Annotated in this window: 12 protein-coding genes; 4 read left to right on the forward strand and 8 right to left on the reverse strand. The window is 72.3% G+C overall.

Annotation, left to right across the window (positions count from 1 at the left end; all coding sequences use genetic code 11):
• Positions 1-28: 28 nt before the first annotated feature.
• Complete coding sequence (locus tag ABTY56_RS10215) at positions 29-1,687, reverse strand: outer membrane protein assembly factor BamB family protein (protein ID WP_350628068.1); 1,659 nt, start codon at positions 1,685-1,687, stop codon at positions 29-31.
• 577 nt (positions 1,688-2,264) lie between these two features.
• Here ABTY56_RS10215 and ABTY56_RS10220 point away from each other — a divergent pair.
• The 3 genes from ABTY56_RS10220 (at position 2,265) to ABTY56_RS10230 (ending at position 7,294) form a co-directional block, all read left to right on the forward strand.
• Positions 2,265-3,443, forward strand: coding sequence for an ROK family transcriptional regulator (locus ABTY56_RS10220; RefSeq protein ID WP_350628069.1), 1,179 nt, complete (start codon positions 2,265-2,267; stop codon positions 3,441-3,443).
• Between the two features lie 268 nt (positions 3,444-3,711).
• Positions 3,712-5,619, forward strand: a complete 1,908-nt coding sequence (gene dxs, locus ABTY56_RS10225; RefSeq protein WP_350628071.1) for a 1-deoxy-D-xylulose-5-phosphate synthase — start codon at positions 3,712-3,714, stop codon at positions 5,617-5,619.
• A 148-nt stretch (positions 5,620-5,767) separates the two neighbouring features.
• On the forward strand, positions 5,768-7,294 hold the full coding sequence (locus ABTY56_RS10230; RefSeq protein WP_350628072.1) for an ArnT family glycosyltransferase: 1,527 nt from the start codon (positions 5,768-5,770) through the stop codon (positions 7,292-7,294).
• Positions 7,295-7,477: 183 nt separating this feature from the next.
• On the opposite strand, the gene ABTY56_RS10235 is transcribed toward ABTY56_RS10230, so the two are convergent.
• From ABTY56_RS10235 to ABTY56_RS10255, 5 genes are all read right to left on the reverse strand, one after another.
• The gene (locus ABTY56_RS10235) at positions 7,478-9,625 is read right to left on the reverse strand and encodes a 3-hydroxyacyl-CoA dehydrogenase NAD-binding domain-containing protein (protein WP_350628073.1); all 2,148 of its coding nucleotides are present in this window, start codon (positions 9,623-9,625) and stop codon (positions 7,478-7,480) included.
• A 2-nt stretch (positions 9,626-9,627) separates the two neighbouring features.
• Complete coding sequence (locus ABTY56_RS10240) at positions 9,628-10,845, reverse strand: thiolase family protein (protein ID WP_350628074.1); 1,218 nt, start codon at positions 10,843-10,845, stop codon at positions 9,628-9,630.
• Between the two features lie 232 nt (positions 10,846-11,077).
• Complete coding sequence (locus ABTY56_RS10245; protein ID WP_350628075.1) at positions 11,078-12,325, reverse strand: HRDC domain-containing protein; 1,248 nt, start codon at positions 12,323-12,325, stop codon at positions 11,078-11,080.
• Positions 12,326-12,501: 176 nt separating this feature from the next.
• The gene (locus tag ABTY56_RS10250; RefSeq protein ID WP_030288221.1) at positions 12,502-13,218 is read right to left on the reverse strand and encodes a response regulator transcription factor; all 717 of its coding nucleotides are present in this window, start codon (positions 13,216-13,218) and stop codon (positions 12,502-12,504) included.
• Positions 13,219-13,538: 320 nt separating this feature from the next.
• Positions 13,539-14,201 (reverse strand): DUF3000 domain-containing protein, encoded by a 663-nt coding sequence (locus ABTY56_RS10255; RefSeq protein ID WP_350628077.1) that lies wholly within the window; start codon positions 14,199-14,201, stop codon positions 13,539-13,541.
• Positions 14,202-14,347: 146 nt separating this feature from the next.
• Here ABTY56_RS10255 and hemE point away from each other — a divergent pair, with 146 nt between their 5' ends.
• Positions 14,348-15,451, forward strand: coding sequence for a uroporphyrinogen decarboxylase (gene hemE, locus ABTY56_RS10260; RefSeq protein WP_502893067.1), 1,104 nt, complete (start codon positions 14,348-14,350; stop codon positions 15,449-15,451).
• A gap of 36 nt (positions 15,452-15,487) precedes the next feature.
• On the opposite strand, the gene ABTY56_RS10265 is transcribed toward hemE, so the two are convergent.
• Positions 15,488-15,928: a 2-thiouracil desulfurase family protein gene (locus tag ABTY56_RS10265; protein ID WP_350628078.1), complete on the reverse strand. Its 441-nt coding sequence runs from the start codon at positions 15,926-15,928 to the stop codon at positions 15,488-15,490.
• A gap of 24 nt (positions 15,929-15,952) precedes the next feature.
• Positions 15,953-16,279 (reverse strand): hypothetical protein, encoded by a 327-nt coding sequence (locus ABTY56_RS10270; protein ID WP_350628079.1) that lies wholly within the window; start codon positions 16,277-16,279, stop codon positions 15,953-15,955.
• Positions 16,280-16,326: the final 47 nt, after the last annotated feature.

Below are 16,326 nucleotides of genomic sequence, written 5' to 3' on the forward strand. Positions count from 1 at the left end.
GCCCCGACGGAGGGTCATGCCCCCGGTGTCACTTCTTCCACTTGGTCAGCGGACCGTCGGTGGAGCTGTAGCGACGGAAGGCGTACACCGCGCTGCCGTCGTCCGAGATGACGTACTCGGAGGTGCTGCTGCCGATGTCCAGGCCGTTCGACATGGCGATGGTGCCGATGTCGGCCATCGAGCCGTCGGTCGGAGAGAGCGTCACCAGGCGGGCCGGCTTGTCGTAGCCCTGCTCGACGACGGCGCGGACCTTGCCGTCCTTGTCGGTGCCGGAGACCAGGCGCATCTCGTTGCCGGCCGAGGAGGTGGTGGACGCCCACAGGCGCTTGCCGGTGTTCAGGTCGTAGGCGTTGATGCCCGGCTTGGTGCCGCTGACCTGGACGTACAGGGTGGAACCGCTGACCACGTTCCGGGTGAGGGCCTCGTCCTGGCCGGACAGGCGCAGGCTGTCCGAACCGGGCTCCTTGACGGACATCTGGTTGCCCGGCTTGTTGTCCTTGTCGAACGGCAGGACGTAGTCGCCCTGCGGGCCGCTGGTCATCAGCAGGACGAGCGGCTTGTCCTGGACGACCTGGTCGACCTCTTCGATGCTGCCGGTCAGGGTGATCGGCGTGCTGGCCGCCTTGCCCGTCTCGGCGTTCACGATGACCAGCTGCGACTTCGGGCCGCTGCCGCCGTAGCAGCGGTCGCTGACGGCGATCTGGACGCCGGCCGCGCGGCCGCGCACGCTGCAGTCCTTGTCGCGCGGCTGGTACTGCCAGGCGGGCTGGCCGTTGGCGATGTTCAGCGCGCCGACCATGTTGCCGCCGACGGCGACGACGTTCTCGGTGACGCTCAGGGTCGGCGAGGACATCCGGTCGGCCGTGACCTTGACGCTCCAGAGCAGCTTGCCCTGGTTGAGGTCGACGGCGCCGACGGTGGAGCAGTCGCTGTCACCGGTGTTGAACGAGACGGCCGCGACACCCTTGGAGTTGGCCCCGTAGGAGGCGGTGCACATCTCCTTGCTGCCGGCCGGGACGGGGATGGTCCAGGCCTCCTTGCCGTCCGTCAGGTTGTAGGCCTTGATGCCGCTGCTGTCGACGCGGACGGCGAGCTTGTCGGTGCCCCAGACGCCGAGCATCTGGTTCGCGCCGTCACTGTTGGCACCCTTGGGAGCGGTCCAGGCGACGTTGTAGGTGGCGCCCTTGGTGTTGGGGCCGGGGGTGGTGTCACCGGAGTTGCCGCCGTCGCCGGTGCCGCCGGTGGTGGCGACGGGGCCCGGGCCCGGCGTGGGCTCGGGGTCGGCCTTGAGCAGCACGACCAGGGCGACCACGATCGAGATCGCCAGCACACCGCCGATGATCCCGCCCCACAGCATCACGGGGTTGCGCTGCTTGGGCGTCGTCGGCGCGCCGGGGTAGCTGTACCCGGTCTGCTGCTGCGGGAAGTTGTAGCCACCGGTGTTGTAGCCCTGCCCGGCGTCGGGGGCACCGTACGGGGCGCCGGGCGTCGGGTCGTACGGGCCGACCGGTGCGCCGGCCGGGGCCGGCGGGGCCTGCGCGGGGAAGCCGCCGGCCGCCGTCGGCGCGTACGCCGCGTAGTCGGCGCCACCGACGGGCGGCTGGGCGGGCGGTGCCGGCGGCTGCGCGGGCGGCGGCCCGGCAGGGGCGGCCGGGCCCGGGATGGCCGAGCCGTCGAGCTGCGTCATCTGGTCCGCGACGGCGGCCGGATCGACACCGCCGCCCGGCGGGCGTCCGAACGAGACGCCCCGGTTGTCCTGCGGACCGTTGCCGGGCGTTTCGCCTGCCCCCGGCGTAGGGTGATCCCCTGCCATCTGATTCCCCGTCATGTCTGGAAGTGCCCCCTGCCGGTACCGTCCTCGGTTCCGGTGGGACGGGTGAGAATTGGGCACCATGCTAGTGGTGTGTGGATTTCGGCCGCTGCCAGGACCGGCGAACCCCGTCCCCGCAGGTCCAGGCCGTGCAACACCTTCACCCCCCGATCACCCGGCCCCCACCCCCGACACCACGGCGTGACCCCGGTGCCCCGCCCGCCCGCCGCCCGGACCGCCCCCACCTGCCGGCCGTACCCGTTCGGCCTACCCGCGCCCGGCGGCCGTCCTCGTCCCGTGCGCCCGCCGTCCCGGTCCTGATTGCCGCCCGCCGCCCGGTCGTTTCCGTCTCCGGCCCTCCCCGTCGACACCCCCGCCTCCGCCCCCGGGCCGTACCCTTCAGGAGTTGAAGGGGACGCCCGGCGGAGGGGTCCCCGCCCTGGGAGGGTGGATCATGTCGACGGACACACCGGGCTCGCAGTCGTCCCTGCACCGGGCGAACCTGGAGCGGGTGCTGCGCGCGGTGCGGATGGCCGGCTCGCTGACCCAGGCCGAGATCGCCCGCGGCACCGGCCTCTCCGCGGCCACTGTGTCCAACATCGTGCGGGAGTTGAAGGAGAGCGGCACCGTCGTGGTCGCCGACACCTCCTCCGGCGGCCGCCGCGCCCGCAGCGTCTCGCTCAGCGGTGACGCCGGCATCGTGGTCGGCATCGACTTCGGCCACACCCACCTGCGGGTCGCGGTCGGCAACCTGGCCCACCGCGTGCTGGCCGAGGAGAGCGCCCCGATCGACGTGGACGTCTCCGCCCAGCAGGGTTTCGACCGCGCCGAGGCGATGGTCGAGCGGCTGCTGGCGCAGGCCGGGTTCCGTTCGGACAAGGTGATCGGCGTCGGCCTCGGTGTGCCCGGCCCGATCGACGTGGAGACCGGCGCGCTGGGCTCGACCGCGATCCTGCCCGGCTGGACGGGCATCGCCCCGGGGCGGGAGCTGGGCGAGCGGCTCGGCATGCCGGTGCACGTGGACAACGACGCCAACCTCGGCGCGCTCGGCGAGCTGGTCTGGGGCGCCGGCCGCGGCCTGAGCGACCTGGCCTACATCAAGGTCGCCAGCGGTGTCGGTGCCGGCCTGGTGGTCAACGGCCAGATCTACCGCGGTCCGGGCGGCACGGCGGGTGAGATAGGGCACATCACGCTGGACGAGGCGGGGCCGGTGTGCCGCTGCGGCAACCGCGGCTGCCTGGAGACCTTCGTCGGCTCCCGCTACCTGCTCTCGCTGCTCAGCTCCACCCTCGGCCCGGACCTCACGCTGCCCCGGGTGGTCGAGCTGGCCCACCAGGGCGACCTCGGCTGCCGCCGGGTGATCGCCGACGCCGGCCGGCAGATCGGCACCGGCGTCGCGACCCTGTGCAACCTGCTCAACCCGCGGCGGGTGATCCTCGGCGGCGACCTCGCCGAGGCCGGTGAGCTGGTTCTCGCCCCGATCCGCGACTCGGTCGCCCGCTACGCCATCCCCAGTGCCGCCCGCCAGCTCTCGGTGGTCCCCGGCACCCTCGGCGGCCGCGCCGAGGTGCTCGGCGCGCTGGCGCTGGTGATGAGCGAGATGGGCGAATCCGGCGCCCTGGGCCGCGCCTAGCACCGCCGCCGACGACCCCCGGCTCCGACCGCCGTTGTAAAGGTGCTCGAACGCCCGTCCGTCAATCTGCGGTGACCCCCATCCCCCGGCCGACCTCCCGGAATGGCGGTAACCGAACGGTGGCACCGGGCGCGCCGCTCGGTGTCCGGCAAGCGGACATTAGACTCGACCGGTCGGTACCGGCCGCGACCGTCGGCCTGCCGCCGGACCGGGCAGCGACGCCCGTCGGACCGCCAGCGGTCCGCGAACACTGAACGAGGAGGAACGGGTGGCCCTGCTGACCCGCATTCGGGGACCGCGCGATCTCGACCGGCTCACGCCCGGACAGCTGGCCGCACTGGCCCAGGAGATCCGGACCTTCCTGGTGACCGAGGTCTCCAAGACGGGCGGCCACCTCGGCCCCAACCTCGGCGTGGTGGAGCTCACCATGGCGCTGCACCGGGTCTTCGACTCGCCGCGCGACCGCATCCTCTTCGACACCGGTCACCAGAGCTACGTCCACAAGCTGCTCACCGGCCGCCAGGACTTCTCGCAGCTGCGGATGAAGGGCGGCCTGTCCGGCTACCCGTCCCGCGCCGAGTCCGAGCACGACGTGATCGAGAACTCGCACGCCTCCACCGTGCTCTCGTACGCCGACGGCCTGGCCAAGGCCAACCAGCTGCTGGGCAAGAACGACCCGGTGGTCGCCGTGATCGGCGACGGCGCGCTCACCGGCGGCATGGCCTGGGAGGCGCTCAACAACATCGCCGACGCCAAGGACCGCCCGGTCGTCATCGTCGTCAACGACAACGAGCGCTCCTACTCGCCGACCATCGGCGGCCTGGCCAACCACCTCGCCACCCTGCGCACCACCCAGGGCTACGAGCGCTTCCTGTCCTGGGGCAAGGACGCGCTGCAGCGCACCCCGGTGGTCGGCCAGCAGCTGTTCGAGACGCTGCACGGCGCCAAGAAGGGCCTCAAGGACTTCATCGCCCCGCAGGGCATGTTCGAGGACCTCGGCCTCAAGTACATCGGCCCGATCGACGGCCACGACCTGACGGCCCTGGAGTCCGCGCTGACCAAGGCGCGCGGTTTCGGCGGCCCGGTGATCGTGCACTGCCTCACCGAGAAGGGCCGCGGCTACCACGCGGCCGAGAACAACGACGAGGACCGCTTCCACGCGGTCGGCAAGATCCACCCGGAGACCGGCCTGCCGATCCAGAGCGGTGGCGGGCAGAGCTGGACCTCGGTCTTCGCCGAGGAGATGGTCGCGCTCGGCCACGAGCGCGAGGACATCGTCGGCATCACCGCCGCCATGCTGCACCCGGTGGGCCTGGCCCCGTTCGCGGAGGCCTTCCCGGACCGCATCTTCGACGTGGGCATCGCCGAGCAGCACGCCGTCACCAGCGCGGCCGGCCTGGCCACCAACGGCCTGCACCCGGTCTTCGCGGTCTACGCGACCTTCCTCAACCGGGCCTTCGACCAGGTCCTGATGGACGTCGCCCTGCACAAGCTGGGCGTCACCTTCGTGCTGGACCGGGCCGGTGTCACCGGTGACGACGGCGCCTCGCACAACGGCATGTGGGACATGTCGATGCTGCAGATCATCCCGGGCCTGCGGCTGGCCGCCCCGCGCGACGCCGACCAGGTCCGCGCCCAGCTGCGCGAGGCCGTCGAGGTGAAGGACGCCCCGACCGTGGTCCGCTACTCCAAGGGCACGGTCGGCCCGGCCGTCGCCGCGGTCGGCAAGGTCGGCGGCATGGACGTGCTGCGCGCCGCCGAGGAGCCGTCGGGCGCCCACCGCGCCGATGTGCTGATCGTCTCGGTCGGCGCGATGGCCCCGACCAGCCTGGAGGTCGCCGACCTGTTGGCCGCCCAGGGCATCACCGCCACGGTGGTGGACCCGCGCTGGGTCAAGCCGGTGGACCGGGCCCTGCCGGGCCTGGCCGCCGAGCACCGGGTGGTCGTCACGATCGAGGACAACGGCCGGGTGGGCGGCGTCGGCGCCGCCGTGGCGCAGGCGCTGCGGGACGCGGACGTGGACCTGCCGGTGCGCGACTTCGGTATCCCGCAGGAGTTCCTGGACCACGCGAGCCGGAACGAGATCCTGGCCGAGATCGGCCTGAACGCCCCGGACATCGCCCGGAAGGTGACCGCCCTGGTCGCCAGCCTGGACGCGGCGCCGGTCGACGCCTGACCGACGCGGGCCGACGGGGGCGTCACCCGTTCCGCCGACGACTGTTCGTCGTAACTCTGTAACAGTTCGTCACGGAACAAGCTGACAATCCTATGGAATGGCGGGACCGGCGCCACCGGCGCCGATCCCGCCCGGTAGGTTGTCAACCGTGTCGACCCCCACCCGCCTCCGCCCCGCCGGACTGGCCGAGCGCCTGCCCGAGCGTGTCCGTACCCACGTCCGGAACGGGTACTGGACCAGGCTGGTGCCGGTCCTCGCACTGGTCGCGCTGATCACCCACATCCCGTCCTTCGCCCGGCCCGTCTGGAGCCCGGACGAGGGCTTCCTGGCCACCCAGGCCCGGATGCTGGCGGACGGCGGAGTGCTGTACGACACCGTGGTGGACCGCAAGCCCCCGCTGCTGCCCTGGCTCTACCAGGCCTGCTTCGCGGTCTTCGGCTCCGCCTCGCTCTGGCCGCTGCGCACCCTGGCCGTGGTGGCCCACCTGGTCACCGCGATCCTGCTGGCCTCGATCGCCCGCGGCCGCTGGGGCAACCGGGCCGGGGCCGGCGCGGGCCTGCTCTACCTGCTGGTCTCCATCGGGCTCTCCCCGGAGGACACCCAGGCGGCCACCTTCGAGGTCTTCATGCTGCCCGCCATGGTGGCCGCCTTCCGGTACGCCGAGCGGCGCCGCTGGCTGGCCGCGGGCATCGCCGTGGCGCTCTGCTCGCTGACCAAGCAGACCGGCGGCGCGGTGCTGTTGCCGGTGCTCTGGATGCTCTTCCAGGACGCCCGCCGACGCGGGGTGCGCTGGCCGCCCGCGCTGTTCAAGATCGGCTTCGGCTTCACCCTGCCGATAGCGCTGGTCGCGGTGATCCTCACCAAGCCCAAGGGCTTCCTGTTCTGGGTGGTCACCGGCAGCGGCGACTACGCCTCCTTCGGCGGTGCCTGGCTGCAGATGCTCGGCCGCGCCCTCGGCAACTCCGCGATCCTGGTCGCGGCCGGCCTGGGCTTCCTGCTGCCGGTCGGGCGCCGGCTCTGGCTCAAGTACCGGCACCGCCCGCTGCCGGTGGCCGGCGAGGAGCACGGCTCGACCACCGACCTGTGGGTCTGGCTGCTCTCCTCGGTCGTCGCGGTCAGCGTGGGCTTCCACTTCTTCGGCCACTACTACCTGCAGCTGATCCCGCCGCTGGTGCTGCTGGGCACCGGGGCGGTCGCCACCTCGGCGATCCGCTGGAAGCCCGTCCTGGTGTACACCACGGCCGCCGCCACGGTGTTCTGGGGCCTGGCGCTGGCCTGGCCGGGGGAGCGGCTCGACCGCACCACCGAGGTCGCCACCGCCGTCGCCGCCCAGACCACCCCCAAGGACACCGTGCTGGTCTGGGGCATGCACCCCGAGCTGTACTGGCTGGCCGACCGCAAGCCGGCCTCCCGCTACCTGACGGCCGGCTTCCTCACCAACTACAGCGGCGGCAAGGACGGCAGCGCCAACGTCGGCGAGCAGTTCAGCGTCTCCAACGCCTGGCAGACCTTCGACAAGGAGCTGGCCAACGGCCTGCCCGAGGTCGTGGTCGACGACTCGGGCATCGCCCCGTACCAGCCGGTCATGGTCCCCCGGATCGAGAACCTGCTGGACACCCACTACGAGATGGTCGGCGTCTTCGCCGACACCGTCGTCTACCGCCTCAAGCACTGAGACGTCCGTACACGCCCCTCCGCGCGGAGACGTCCGTACACGTGCTGCCGCGCGGAGGCATTCATACCTGCCCCTCCGCGCGGAGACGTCCGTACACGCCGCACACGCCGAAGGGGCCCGTACACACGGAGGAGCCCCGGTGACCACCAGGTCACCGGGGCTCCTCCGTCACGGGGCCACGCCCTACGCGGGCACCGAGGCCACGCCGGGGGCCAGGAACGGCTTGCCGTTCACGCGCTCCGAGATGCCCTCACGGTCCAGGTACGGGGTGATCCCGCCCAGGTGGAAGGGCCAGCCGGCACCGGTGATCATGCAGAGGTCGATGTCCTGCGCCTCGGCGACGACACCCTCCTCCAGCATCAGGCCGATCTCCTGCGCGACGGCCTCCAGGGCACGGGCGCGGACCTGCTCCTCGGTGAGGACCGAGTCGCCGAAGGTCAGCAGCTCCAGCACCTCGGGGTCGAGGACCTGCTGGCCGTCCACCCAGGTGTAGAAGCCGCGCTTGCCGGCCTTGACGACCTCGGCGAGGTTCTCGGAGACGGTGTACCGCTCCGGGAAGGCGCCGCGCAGGGTCTCCGAGACGTGCAGGGCGATGGCCGGGCCGACCAGCTCCAGCAGCACGATCGGGGACATCGGCAGGCCGAGCGGCTCGACGGCCTTCTCGACGTCGGCGATCGGGGTGCCCTCGTCGATGATGTTCTGGATCTCGCCCATGAAGCGGGTCAGGATCCGGTTCACCACGAACGCCGGGGCGTCCTTGCACAGCACCGAGGTCTTCTTCAGCTTCTTCGACACGGCGAAGGCGGTGGCCAGCGACGCGTCGTCGGTCTTGTCGCCGCGGACGATCTCCAGCAGCGGCAGGATCGCGACCGGGTTGAAGAAGTGGAAGCCGACGACCCGCTCGGGGTGCTTCAGCTTCGAGGCCATCTCGGTGACCGACAGCGAGGAGGTGTTGGTCGCCAGCACACAGGTCGGCGAGACCACGTTCTCCAGGTCCGCGAAGACGGTCTGCTTGACGCCCATCTCCTCGAACACGGCCTCGATGACGAAGTCCGCGTCGCCGAAGGCGGCGGCCTTGTCGAGCGAGCCGGTGACCAGGCCCTTGAGACGGTTGGACTTGTCCTTGCCGATGCGGCCCTTGGCGAGCAGCTTGTCGATCTCGGCGTGGACGTAGCCGACGCCCTTGTCGACGCGCGCCTGGTCGATGTCGGTGAGGACCACCGGCACCTCCAGACGGCGGGCGAACAGCAGCGCCAGCTGCGAGGCCATCAGGCCGGCGCCGACGACGCCCACCTTGGAGACCGGGCGGGCCAGGGACTTGTCCGGGGCACCGACCGGGCGCTTGGCCCGGCGCTGCACCAGGTTGAAGGCGTAGATGCCGCTGCGCAACTCGCCGCTCATGATGAGGTCGGCCAGGGCCGCGTCCTCGGCGTCGAAGCCGCCCTGCAGGCTGGCCTTGTCGGCGAGGTCGGCGTCCTTGACGGCGGCGATGATGTCCAGCGCCTTGTAGGCGGCCGGAGCGGCGCCGTGCACCTTGGCGTCGGCGACCAGGCGGCCCCAGGCGACGGCGTCGTCCCAGGCCTTGCCGCGGTCGATCGCCTCGCGCTCGACGACGACGTCGCCCTTGAGGACCTTGGCGGCCCACAGCAGCGACTGCTCCAGGAAGTCGGCCGGCTCGAAGATCGCGTCGGCGATCCCCAGCTCGAACACGTCCTTGCCCTTGAGCTGCTTGTTCTGGTTCATCGAGTTCTCGACGATGACCTTGACGGCCTTACCCGCGCCGATCAGGTTCGGCAGGATGGTGCAGCCGCCCCAGCCGGGGACGAGGCCCAGGAAGACCTCGGGCAGCGAGAAGGCCGGGACGCCGGCCGACACCGTGCGGTAGTCGGCGTGCAGGCCGACCTCGACGCCGCCGCCCATCGCCGCGCCGTTGTAGAAGGCGAAGGTGGGGACGGGCAGCGCGGCGATCCGCTTGAAGACCTCGTGGCCGCCCTTGCCGATGGCCAGCGCGTCCGTGCGCTCCTTGAGCAGCTCGACGCCCTTGAGGTCGGCGCCGACCGCGAAGATGAACGGCTTGCCGGTGATCGCGGCGCCGACGATCTTGCCCTCGGCGGCCTCGGCCTCGACCTGGTCCAGCGCGACGGACAGCTTGAGCAGCGAGCCCGGGCCGAAGGTGGTCGGCTTGGTGTGGTCGAAGCCGTTGTCCAGGGTGATCAGGGCCAGCTTGCCGGCCTGCAGCGGCAGGTCCAGGTGGCGCACGTGGGCGGTCGTGACGACCTCGCCCGGGAACAGCTCGGCGCCGTGCTGGAGCAGCTCAGTCGTGGTGCTCATGGTCACTTACCACCCTCGAAGTGCGGGTTCTCCCAGATGATGGTGCCGCCCATGCCGAAGCCGATGCACATCGTGGTCAGGCCGTAGCGGACGTCCGGGCGCTGCTCGAAGCGGCGGGCCAGCTGGTTCATCAGGCGCACGCCCGAGGAGGCCAGCGGGTGGCCGAAGGCGATCGCGCCGCCGAACGGGTTGACCCGCTCGTCGTCGTCCGCGATGCCGTAGTGGTCGAGGAAGGCCAGGACCTGGACGGCGAAGGCCTCGTTGACCTCGAACGCGCCGATGTCCTCGATGGTCAGGCCGGCCTTGGCCAGCGCCTTCTCGGTGGCCGGCACCGGGCCGATGCCCATGACCTCGGGCTCGACGCCCGCGAAGGCGTAGGAGACCAGGCGCATCTTGACCGGGAGGCCGAGCTCCTCGGCGACGTCCTCGGCGGCCAGCAGCGAGGCGGTGGCGCCGTCGTTCAGACCGGCCGAGTTGCCCGCGGTGATGTTGCCGTGCGGGCGGAACGGGGTCTTCAGACCGGCCAGGCTCTCCATCGTGGTGCCCGGGCGCAGCGGCTCGTCCACGGTGGCCAGGCCCCAGCCGGTCTCGCCGACCTCGGGGTTGGTGTTGCGGATCGAGATCGGCACCAGGTCGGGCTGGATGTCGCCGTTGGCGTACGCCTTGGCGGCCTTCTCCTGGGAGCGCACGGCGTAGGCGTCGCAGCGCTCCTTGGTGATGTGCGGGAAGCGGTCGTGCAGGTTCTCCGCGGTCATGCCCATGAACAGGGCGGACTCGTCGACCAGCTTCTCGGAGACGAAGCGCGGGTTCGGGTCGACGCCCTCGCCCATCGGGTGGCGGCCCATGTGCTCGACGCCGCCGGCCACGACCACGTCGTACGCGCCGAAGGCGATGCCGCCGGCGGTGGCGGTCACGGCGGTCAGCGCACCGGCGCACATGCGGTCGATCGAGTAGCCGGGGACGGACTTCGGCAGGCCTGCCAGCAGGGCGGCGGTGCGCCCGATGGTCAGACCCTGGTCGCCGATCTGCGTGGTGGCCGCCACGGCGACCTCGTCGATGCGCTCGACGGGCAGGTTCGGGTTACGGCGCACGAGCTCCCGGATGCACTTGACGACGAGGTCGTCGGCGCGGGTCTCGTGGTAGATGCCCTTCGGGCCGGCCTTGCCGAACGGGGTGCGGACGCCATCGACGAAGACGACGTCCCTCGCGGTACGAGGCACGGGGGCTCTCCTCCCAGGGACCAACATTTGAGGTGGGCAGGCTGCCGCCGTCGAAGACCCGAGCGGCGCCGCATCACGGTCATGCTACCGGTCGGTAACCACCCTGCCCAGGCCCCTCGGACGGTTCTGACCGTGTGTCCCGCGACACGTCCGACCAGGAGAGCTGTTCCCGGGTACGACAAAGGGGATGCCGCCCGTACGGACGGCATCCCCTTTCGGGTCCTTGCCGGTGTCAGTCCTGGACCGCGGCCACGGCCGCGGCGAACGCGGCGGCCACCGCCGGCGCCACCAGGTCCACCTGCCACTGCCGGGCGCCCAGTCGGCGCAGCGCGGCGGCCACGCCCTCCGGGCCGCGGTCGGCCGGCGGCTCCCAGGAAACCCGTCGGACCAGGTCCGGGGTGATCAGGTTCTCGGCCGGCAGGTGGTGCCGCTCGGCGAGCTCGCTGACCGCACTGCGCGCGCCGGAGAGCCGGGCGGCGGCCACCGGGTCCTTCTCGGCCCAGGCCCGCGGCGGCGGGGGGCCGTCGTGCGGTGCGGCGGCCGGCGGCAGCTGGCCCTCCGGGATCTCCCGGCCGCGCTGCACGGCCGCCAGCCACTGCTCCAGCTGGCGCCGGTGCACCCGCGGACCGAAGCCCTGGACGGCCTGCAGTGCGGCGACGTTCAGCGGCATGGCCAGCGCGGCGTTGACGATCGCGGCGTCCGAGAGCACCCGGCCGGGGGAGACGTCGCGCTCCTGCGCCATCCGGTCGCGGGCCAGCCACAGCTCGCGGACCACGGCCAGCTGGCGACGCCGTCGGACCTTGTGCAGCTGCGAGGTGCGCCGCCACGGGTCGGTGCGCGGTGCCGGGCGGGGGGCGGCGGCGATCGCGGCGAACTCCTCCAGGGCCCAGCCGAGCTTGCCCTGGGCGTCCAGCTCCTGTTCGAGTGCGTCGCGCAGCTCGACCAGCACCTCGACGTCCAGAGCGGCGTAGCGCAGCCACGGCTCGGGCAGCGGGCGGGTGGACCAGTCGACGGCCGAGTGCTCCTTGGCCAGGCTCAGGCCCAGCACGTTCTCGGTCATCGGTCCGAGGCCGACCCGGGCGAAGCCGGCGATCCGCCCGGCCAGCTCGGTGTCGAAGAGCCGACGGGGTCTCATACCGACCTCGGCCAGGCAGGGCAGGTCCTGGGTGGCCGCGTGCACCACCCATTCGGCGTCCGCGAGGACGGCGTCGAGCGCGCTGAGGTCGGGGCAGGCGATCGGGTCGATCAGGGCGGAGCCGGAGCCCGCGCGGCGCAGCTGGATGAGGTAGGCGCGCTGCCCGTAGCGGTAGCCGGAGGCGCGCTCGGCGTCGACGGCGACCGGCCCGGTGCCCGCGGCGAAAGCCGCGACCGTGGCGGCCAGCGCCTGCTCGTCCGCCACGACGGGCGGGATCCCCTCCTTGGGCTCCAGGAGCGGGACCGGGGCTGCTTCTTCTGGGATGGCTGCTACGGCGTCGGTCACCCACCAAGGGTACGACGGTCCTCGGGGCCGGGAGTGTTGTCGGACTGGTCAGACCGTCACTCGCAGGGGTGCCCGCCCGCTCTTCACCCGGCTTCGGCCGGGCCCTGGACGGCGGCGCGGCGGCCGAGGAGGAAACGTTCCTCCTCGGCCGCCGCGGCGGTCGGGAGCGCTCGGTCTCAGTGAATGATCCCGGTGCGCAGGGCGACGGCGACCATTCCGGCGCGGTCGCCGGTGCCCAGCTTGCGGGCGATCCGGGCGAGGTGGCTCTTCACGGTGAGCGCCGACAGGCCCATCGCCACGCCGATCGCCTTGTTCGACTGACCCTCGGCGACCAGCCGCAGCACCTCGACCTCGCGGCCGGACAGCTCGCGGTAGGCGGCCTGCTGCGGGCCCGGCGCTCCGGGGGCTCCGGGGGCGCCCGGCGCTCCGGCGGCGCCCGGCATGCCCGGCATCCCGGGACGGCGCATCCGGCCGGCGAGCCCGGCGGCGCCGAGCGGTAGGCCCGGTCGGCCCGGCATCGCGACGTTCGTCCGGGTGCCGGTGACCACGTAGCCCTTGACGCCGCCGGCCAGTGCGCTGCGGACCGCGCCGATGTCGTCGGCGGCGGACAGTGCCAGGCCGTTGGGCCAGCCCGCGGCGCGGGTCTCGGCGAGGATGGTCAGTCCGGAGCCGTCCGGGAGGTGGACGTCGGCGACACAGATGTCGCGCGGGGTGGAGACCCTGGGGCGGGCCTCGGCGATCGAGGACACCTCGATCACGTCGCGGACGCCGAGCGCCCAGAGGTGACGGGTGACGGTGTTTCGGACGCGGGGATCGGCGATGACCACCATGGCGGTGGGCTTGGTCGGGCGGTAGGCGACCACGTTTGCGGGGTGCTCAAGAAGGACCGACACCAGGCCTCCTGCGGGGAGTGGCGGACGGAACCCCGATGGGGGCGGTCGGAGTGTTCCGCGTTCGGAAAGGGTCACAGTCTGCTTCGGCAGCTACCGTGCCCGGCTTTAGCGAAAGATCACGATCTAGTGAGTAACAATACGGACAAATCGCGCAAATGATTGATGCGACATGCCTCGTATTCGCACAAAATCGATCAGATTCGATGCAAGCCGGTCGGTATCGACCGCTTTATTGACGCAGAGCGGGTCCGAAGTCACACTCCGTCAGCCCTGGGGGTGGCGTCCGGCCGTCCGGCGCCGCAGGGCCCGGGCACCACCCGTCAGTGCGACCGCGGGCGTCGACGCGCAGGCATCGGGACCACTCCACCGAGTGACGGCACCTCGGGTGGCCCCTGCGGCGCGGGTGCGGCCGGCGGCAGGCCGGCACTGATGCAGAGCAGGTCCACCCAGGCCGCCAGGTGCCGCTCGAAGCGGCCGTCGGCCGGCGTCCAGGAAGCCCGGATCTCGATCTCGGTCGACGACGGGCGGTCCGCCAGACCACCGAAGTACTGGGACGCGCACCTGGTCACCGTGCCGGACGGCTCCGCGTACCCGGCGCCGTGCGCCTGCAGCGAGTCCAGCAGCCAGGCCCAGCCGACCTCGCACAGCATCGGGTCGCCGGCCATCTCCGGCTCCAGCTCGGCCCGGGTCATCGTGACCACCCGGAACTCCCCGTTCCAGGACTCCTGCCCGGCCGGGTCGTACAGCAGCACCAGCCGGCCGTCCGCCAGCTCCTCGCCGTCCACCTCGACCGCGGCGGTCACCGCGAAGGAGTACGGGGCGAGCCGACGCGGCGCCGGCGCGGGGGAGAGCTGCACCTCGGGCCGCAGCCGGGCCCCGTCCAGGGCCGCCACGGCAGCCCGGAACTCGCTCGGCGCCCCCTCGCGACCCGTTCCGCCACCTGCTCCGCCACCCTGCGCGGGGTGCCCTCCGACCGCTGCCATGACCCGAAGACTAGGTCGAAACCCCGGGTTATCGCCGCAACTTCTCTCCCAGCGGCGTGCCGGAACGGCAAACCCGGGCAGATCTTGGAGGAACCGACGAGACCGGCCGGGAAGAGGCCCCCGGGACGCGTGCGAAGATTTGACGCGTGAGCGAGACTACGGCAGACACGACGGCGGCCAGCAACGACGGCCGGACCACCCCCGCGCGCCGCGGCGCCGCGTACGACTCCGCGTTCCTGCGCGCCTGCCGGCACGAGCCGGTACCGCACACGCCCGTCTGGTTCATGCGCCAGGCCGGCCGCTCGCTGCCCGAGTACCTGAAGGTCCGCGAGGGCATCCCCATGCTGGAGTCCTGCATGCGGCCCGAGTTGGTCAAGGAGATCACCCTGCAGCCGGTGCGCCGGCACAAGGTGGACGCGGCGATCTTCTTCAGCGACATCGTGGTGCCGCTCAAGGCGGTCGGCATCGACGTCGACATCAAGGCCGGCGTCGGCCCGGTCATCGCCGACCCGATCCGCACCTTCGAGGACCTGCAGCGGCTGCGCCCGCTGGAGCCGGACGACGTCCCCTACATCACCGAGGCCATCGGCCTGCTGGTGGACGAGCTCGGTGAGACCCCGCTGATCGGCTTCGCCGGCGCGCCGTACACGCTGGCCAGCTACCTGGTCGAGGGCGGGCCCTCCAAGAACCACGAGAACACCAAGGCCATGATGTACGGGCAGCCCGAGCTGTGGGCCGCCCTGGTGGACCGGCTCGCCGACATCACCTCGGCCTTCCTGAAGGTGCAGATCGAGGCGGGCGCCTCGGCGATCCAGCTGTTCGACTCCTGGGTCGGCTCGCTCGCGCCGGACGACTACCGCCGCTCGGTGCTGCCGGCCAGCACCAAGGTCTTCGACTCCGTCGCCGACTACGGCGTGCCGAAGATCCACTTCGGCGTCGGCACCGGCGAGCTGCTCGGACTGATGGGCCAGGCCGGCGCGGACATCGTCGGCGTCGACTGGCGGGTGCCGCTGAACGTCGCCGCCGAGCGGGTCGGCCCCGGCAAGGGCCTGCAGGGCAACCTCGACCCGGCGGTGCTCTACGCGCCCACCAAGGTCGTGGAGACCAAGGCCCGCGAGGTGCTGCACGCCGCCCAGGCGCTCGGCACCAGCGGCCACATCTTCAACCTCGGCCACGGCGTGCTGCCGTCCATGGACCCGGACGCGCTCAGCCGCCTCGTCGCCTTCGTCCACGAGGCCAGCGCGCGCTGACGCTCCCGCGGCGGCGGGCCCCCTTCCCGGGGCCCGCTACCCGGCGGTGGCCTCGATCCCCGCGCGCCGCAGCAGCGCGGCCGTCACCCCGTCTCCGGGGCGCAGCGCCCCGGAGAACGTCCCGTCGTACACCTGCCCGCAGCCGCAGGACGGGCTGCGCGCCATCAGCGCCGCCCGCCGCGCCCCCGCCGCCTCGGCGGCGGCGAGCGCCGCCCGGGCGCCGGCCAGGAACTCCCCGGTGCAGTCAGCCCCGGTTGCGTCCACCACCCGCGCCCGTCCGTCCAGCACGTCCGCGCCGTCCCCGCCCACGATCTCCGCCGGCGGCCGCGGCGTCGGCAACCCGCCCGCCCCCTCCGGGCACACCACCACGGCCCGCCCCTCCTCGACCAGCCGCACGGCGTCCGCCGAGGTCTTCGCCCGCCCGTCGTACCGGCAGGGGATCCCGGCCAGACACGCACTCACCACGATCGGTTCCATGCGGCCGAGCCTACGGAGGTGCGTTCAGTCCTCGACGATCCGGTCCCGGCGGACCCGGAACTCTCGCTGCCCGCACACGGTTTCGAGGTAGTGCGGCCGGTGGATGGACACCGTGAGCACCCCGTCCGGGCCCGTTTCCAGCACCGTGCAGTCGATCTCGACCGGCACCGGGTAGGGCGAGTCCGCGTCGAGCCACACATCCGGCCCGAGTGCCTGCTCCGTCCCGAACATCGCGGTCTTGTCGACCACGGACCACCGCCGCCCGTCCGCGTCCGCGAAGCAGACCTCCACCACCCCCGGCTGCGGCTCGTCGTCCACCCACCGCACCGCCTCGCCCCACAGGTACACCATGGCGGCTTCTCTAGCACACTGTCCGAGCAACCGGATATCAGGGCTGA

The organism is Kitasatospora sp. NPDC097691 (assembly GCF_040302665.1).
Classification (GTDB): Bacteria; Actinomycetota; Actinomycetes; order Streptomycetales; family Streptomycetaceae; genus Kitasatospora.

What these genes read in the sequence shown, in the direction of transcription:
- ABTY56_RS10215 (WP_350628068.1), bottom strand. Translation starts at nt 1,687, where the DNA reads ATGACGCAGCTCGACGGCTCGGCCATCCCGGGCCCGGCCGCCCCTGCC.
- ABTY56_RS10220 (WP_350628069.1), top strand. Translation starts at nt 2,265, where the DNA reads ATGTCGACGGACACACCGGGCTCGCAGTCGTCCCTGCACCGGGCGAAC.
- ABTY56_RS10235 (WP_350628073.1), bottom strand. Translation starts at nt 9,625, where the DNA reads ATGAGCACCACGACTGAGCTGCTCCAGCACGGCGCCGAGCTGTTCCCG.
- ABTY56_RS10255 (WP_350628077.1), bottom strand. Translation starts at nt 14,201, where the DNA reads ATGGCAGCGGTCGGAGGGCACCCCGCGCAGGGTGGCGGAGCAGGTGGC.
- ABTY56_RS10265 (WP_350628078.1), bottom strand. Translation starts at nt 15,928, where the DNA reads ATGGAACCGATCGTGGTGAGTGCGTGTCTGGCCGGGATCCCCTGCCGG.
- ABTY56_RS10270 (WP_350628079.1), bottom strand. Translation starts at nt 16,279, where the DNA reads ATGGTGTACCTGTGGGGCGAGGCGGTGCGGTGGGTGGACGACGAGCCG.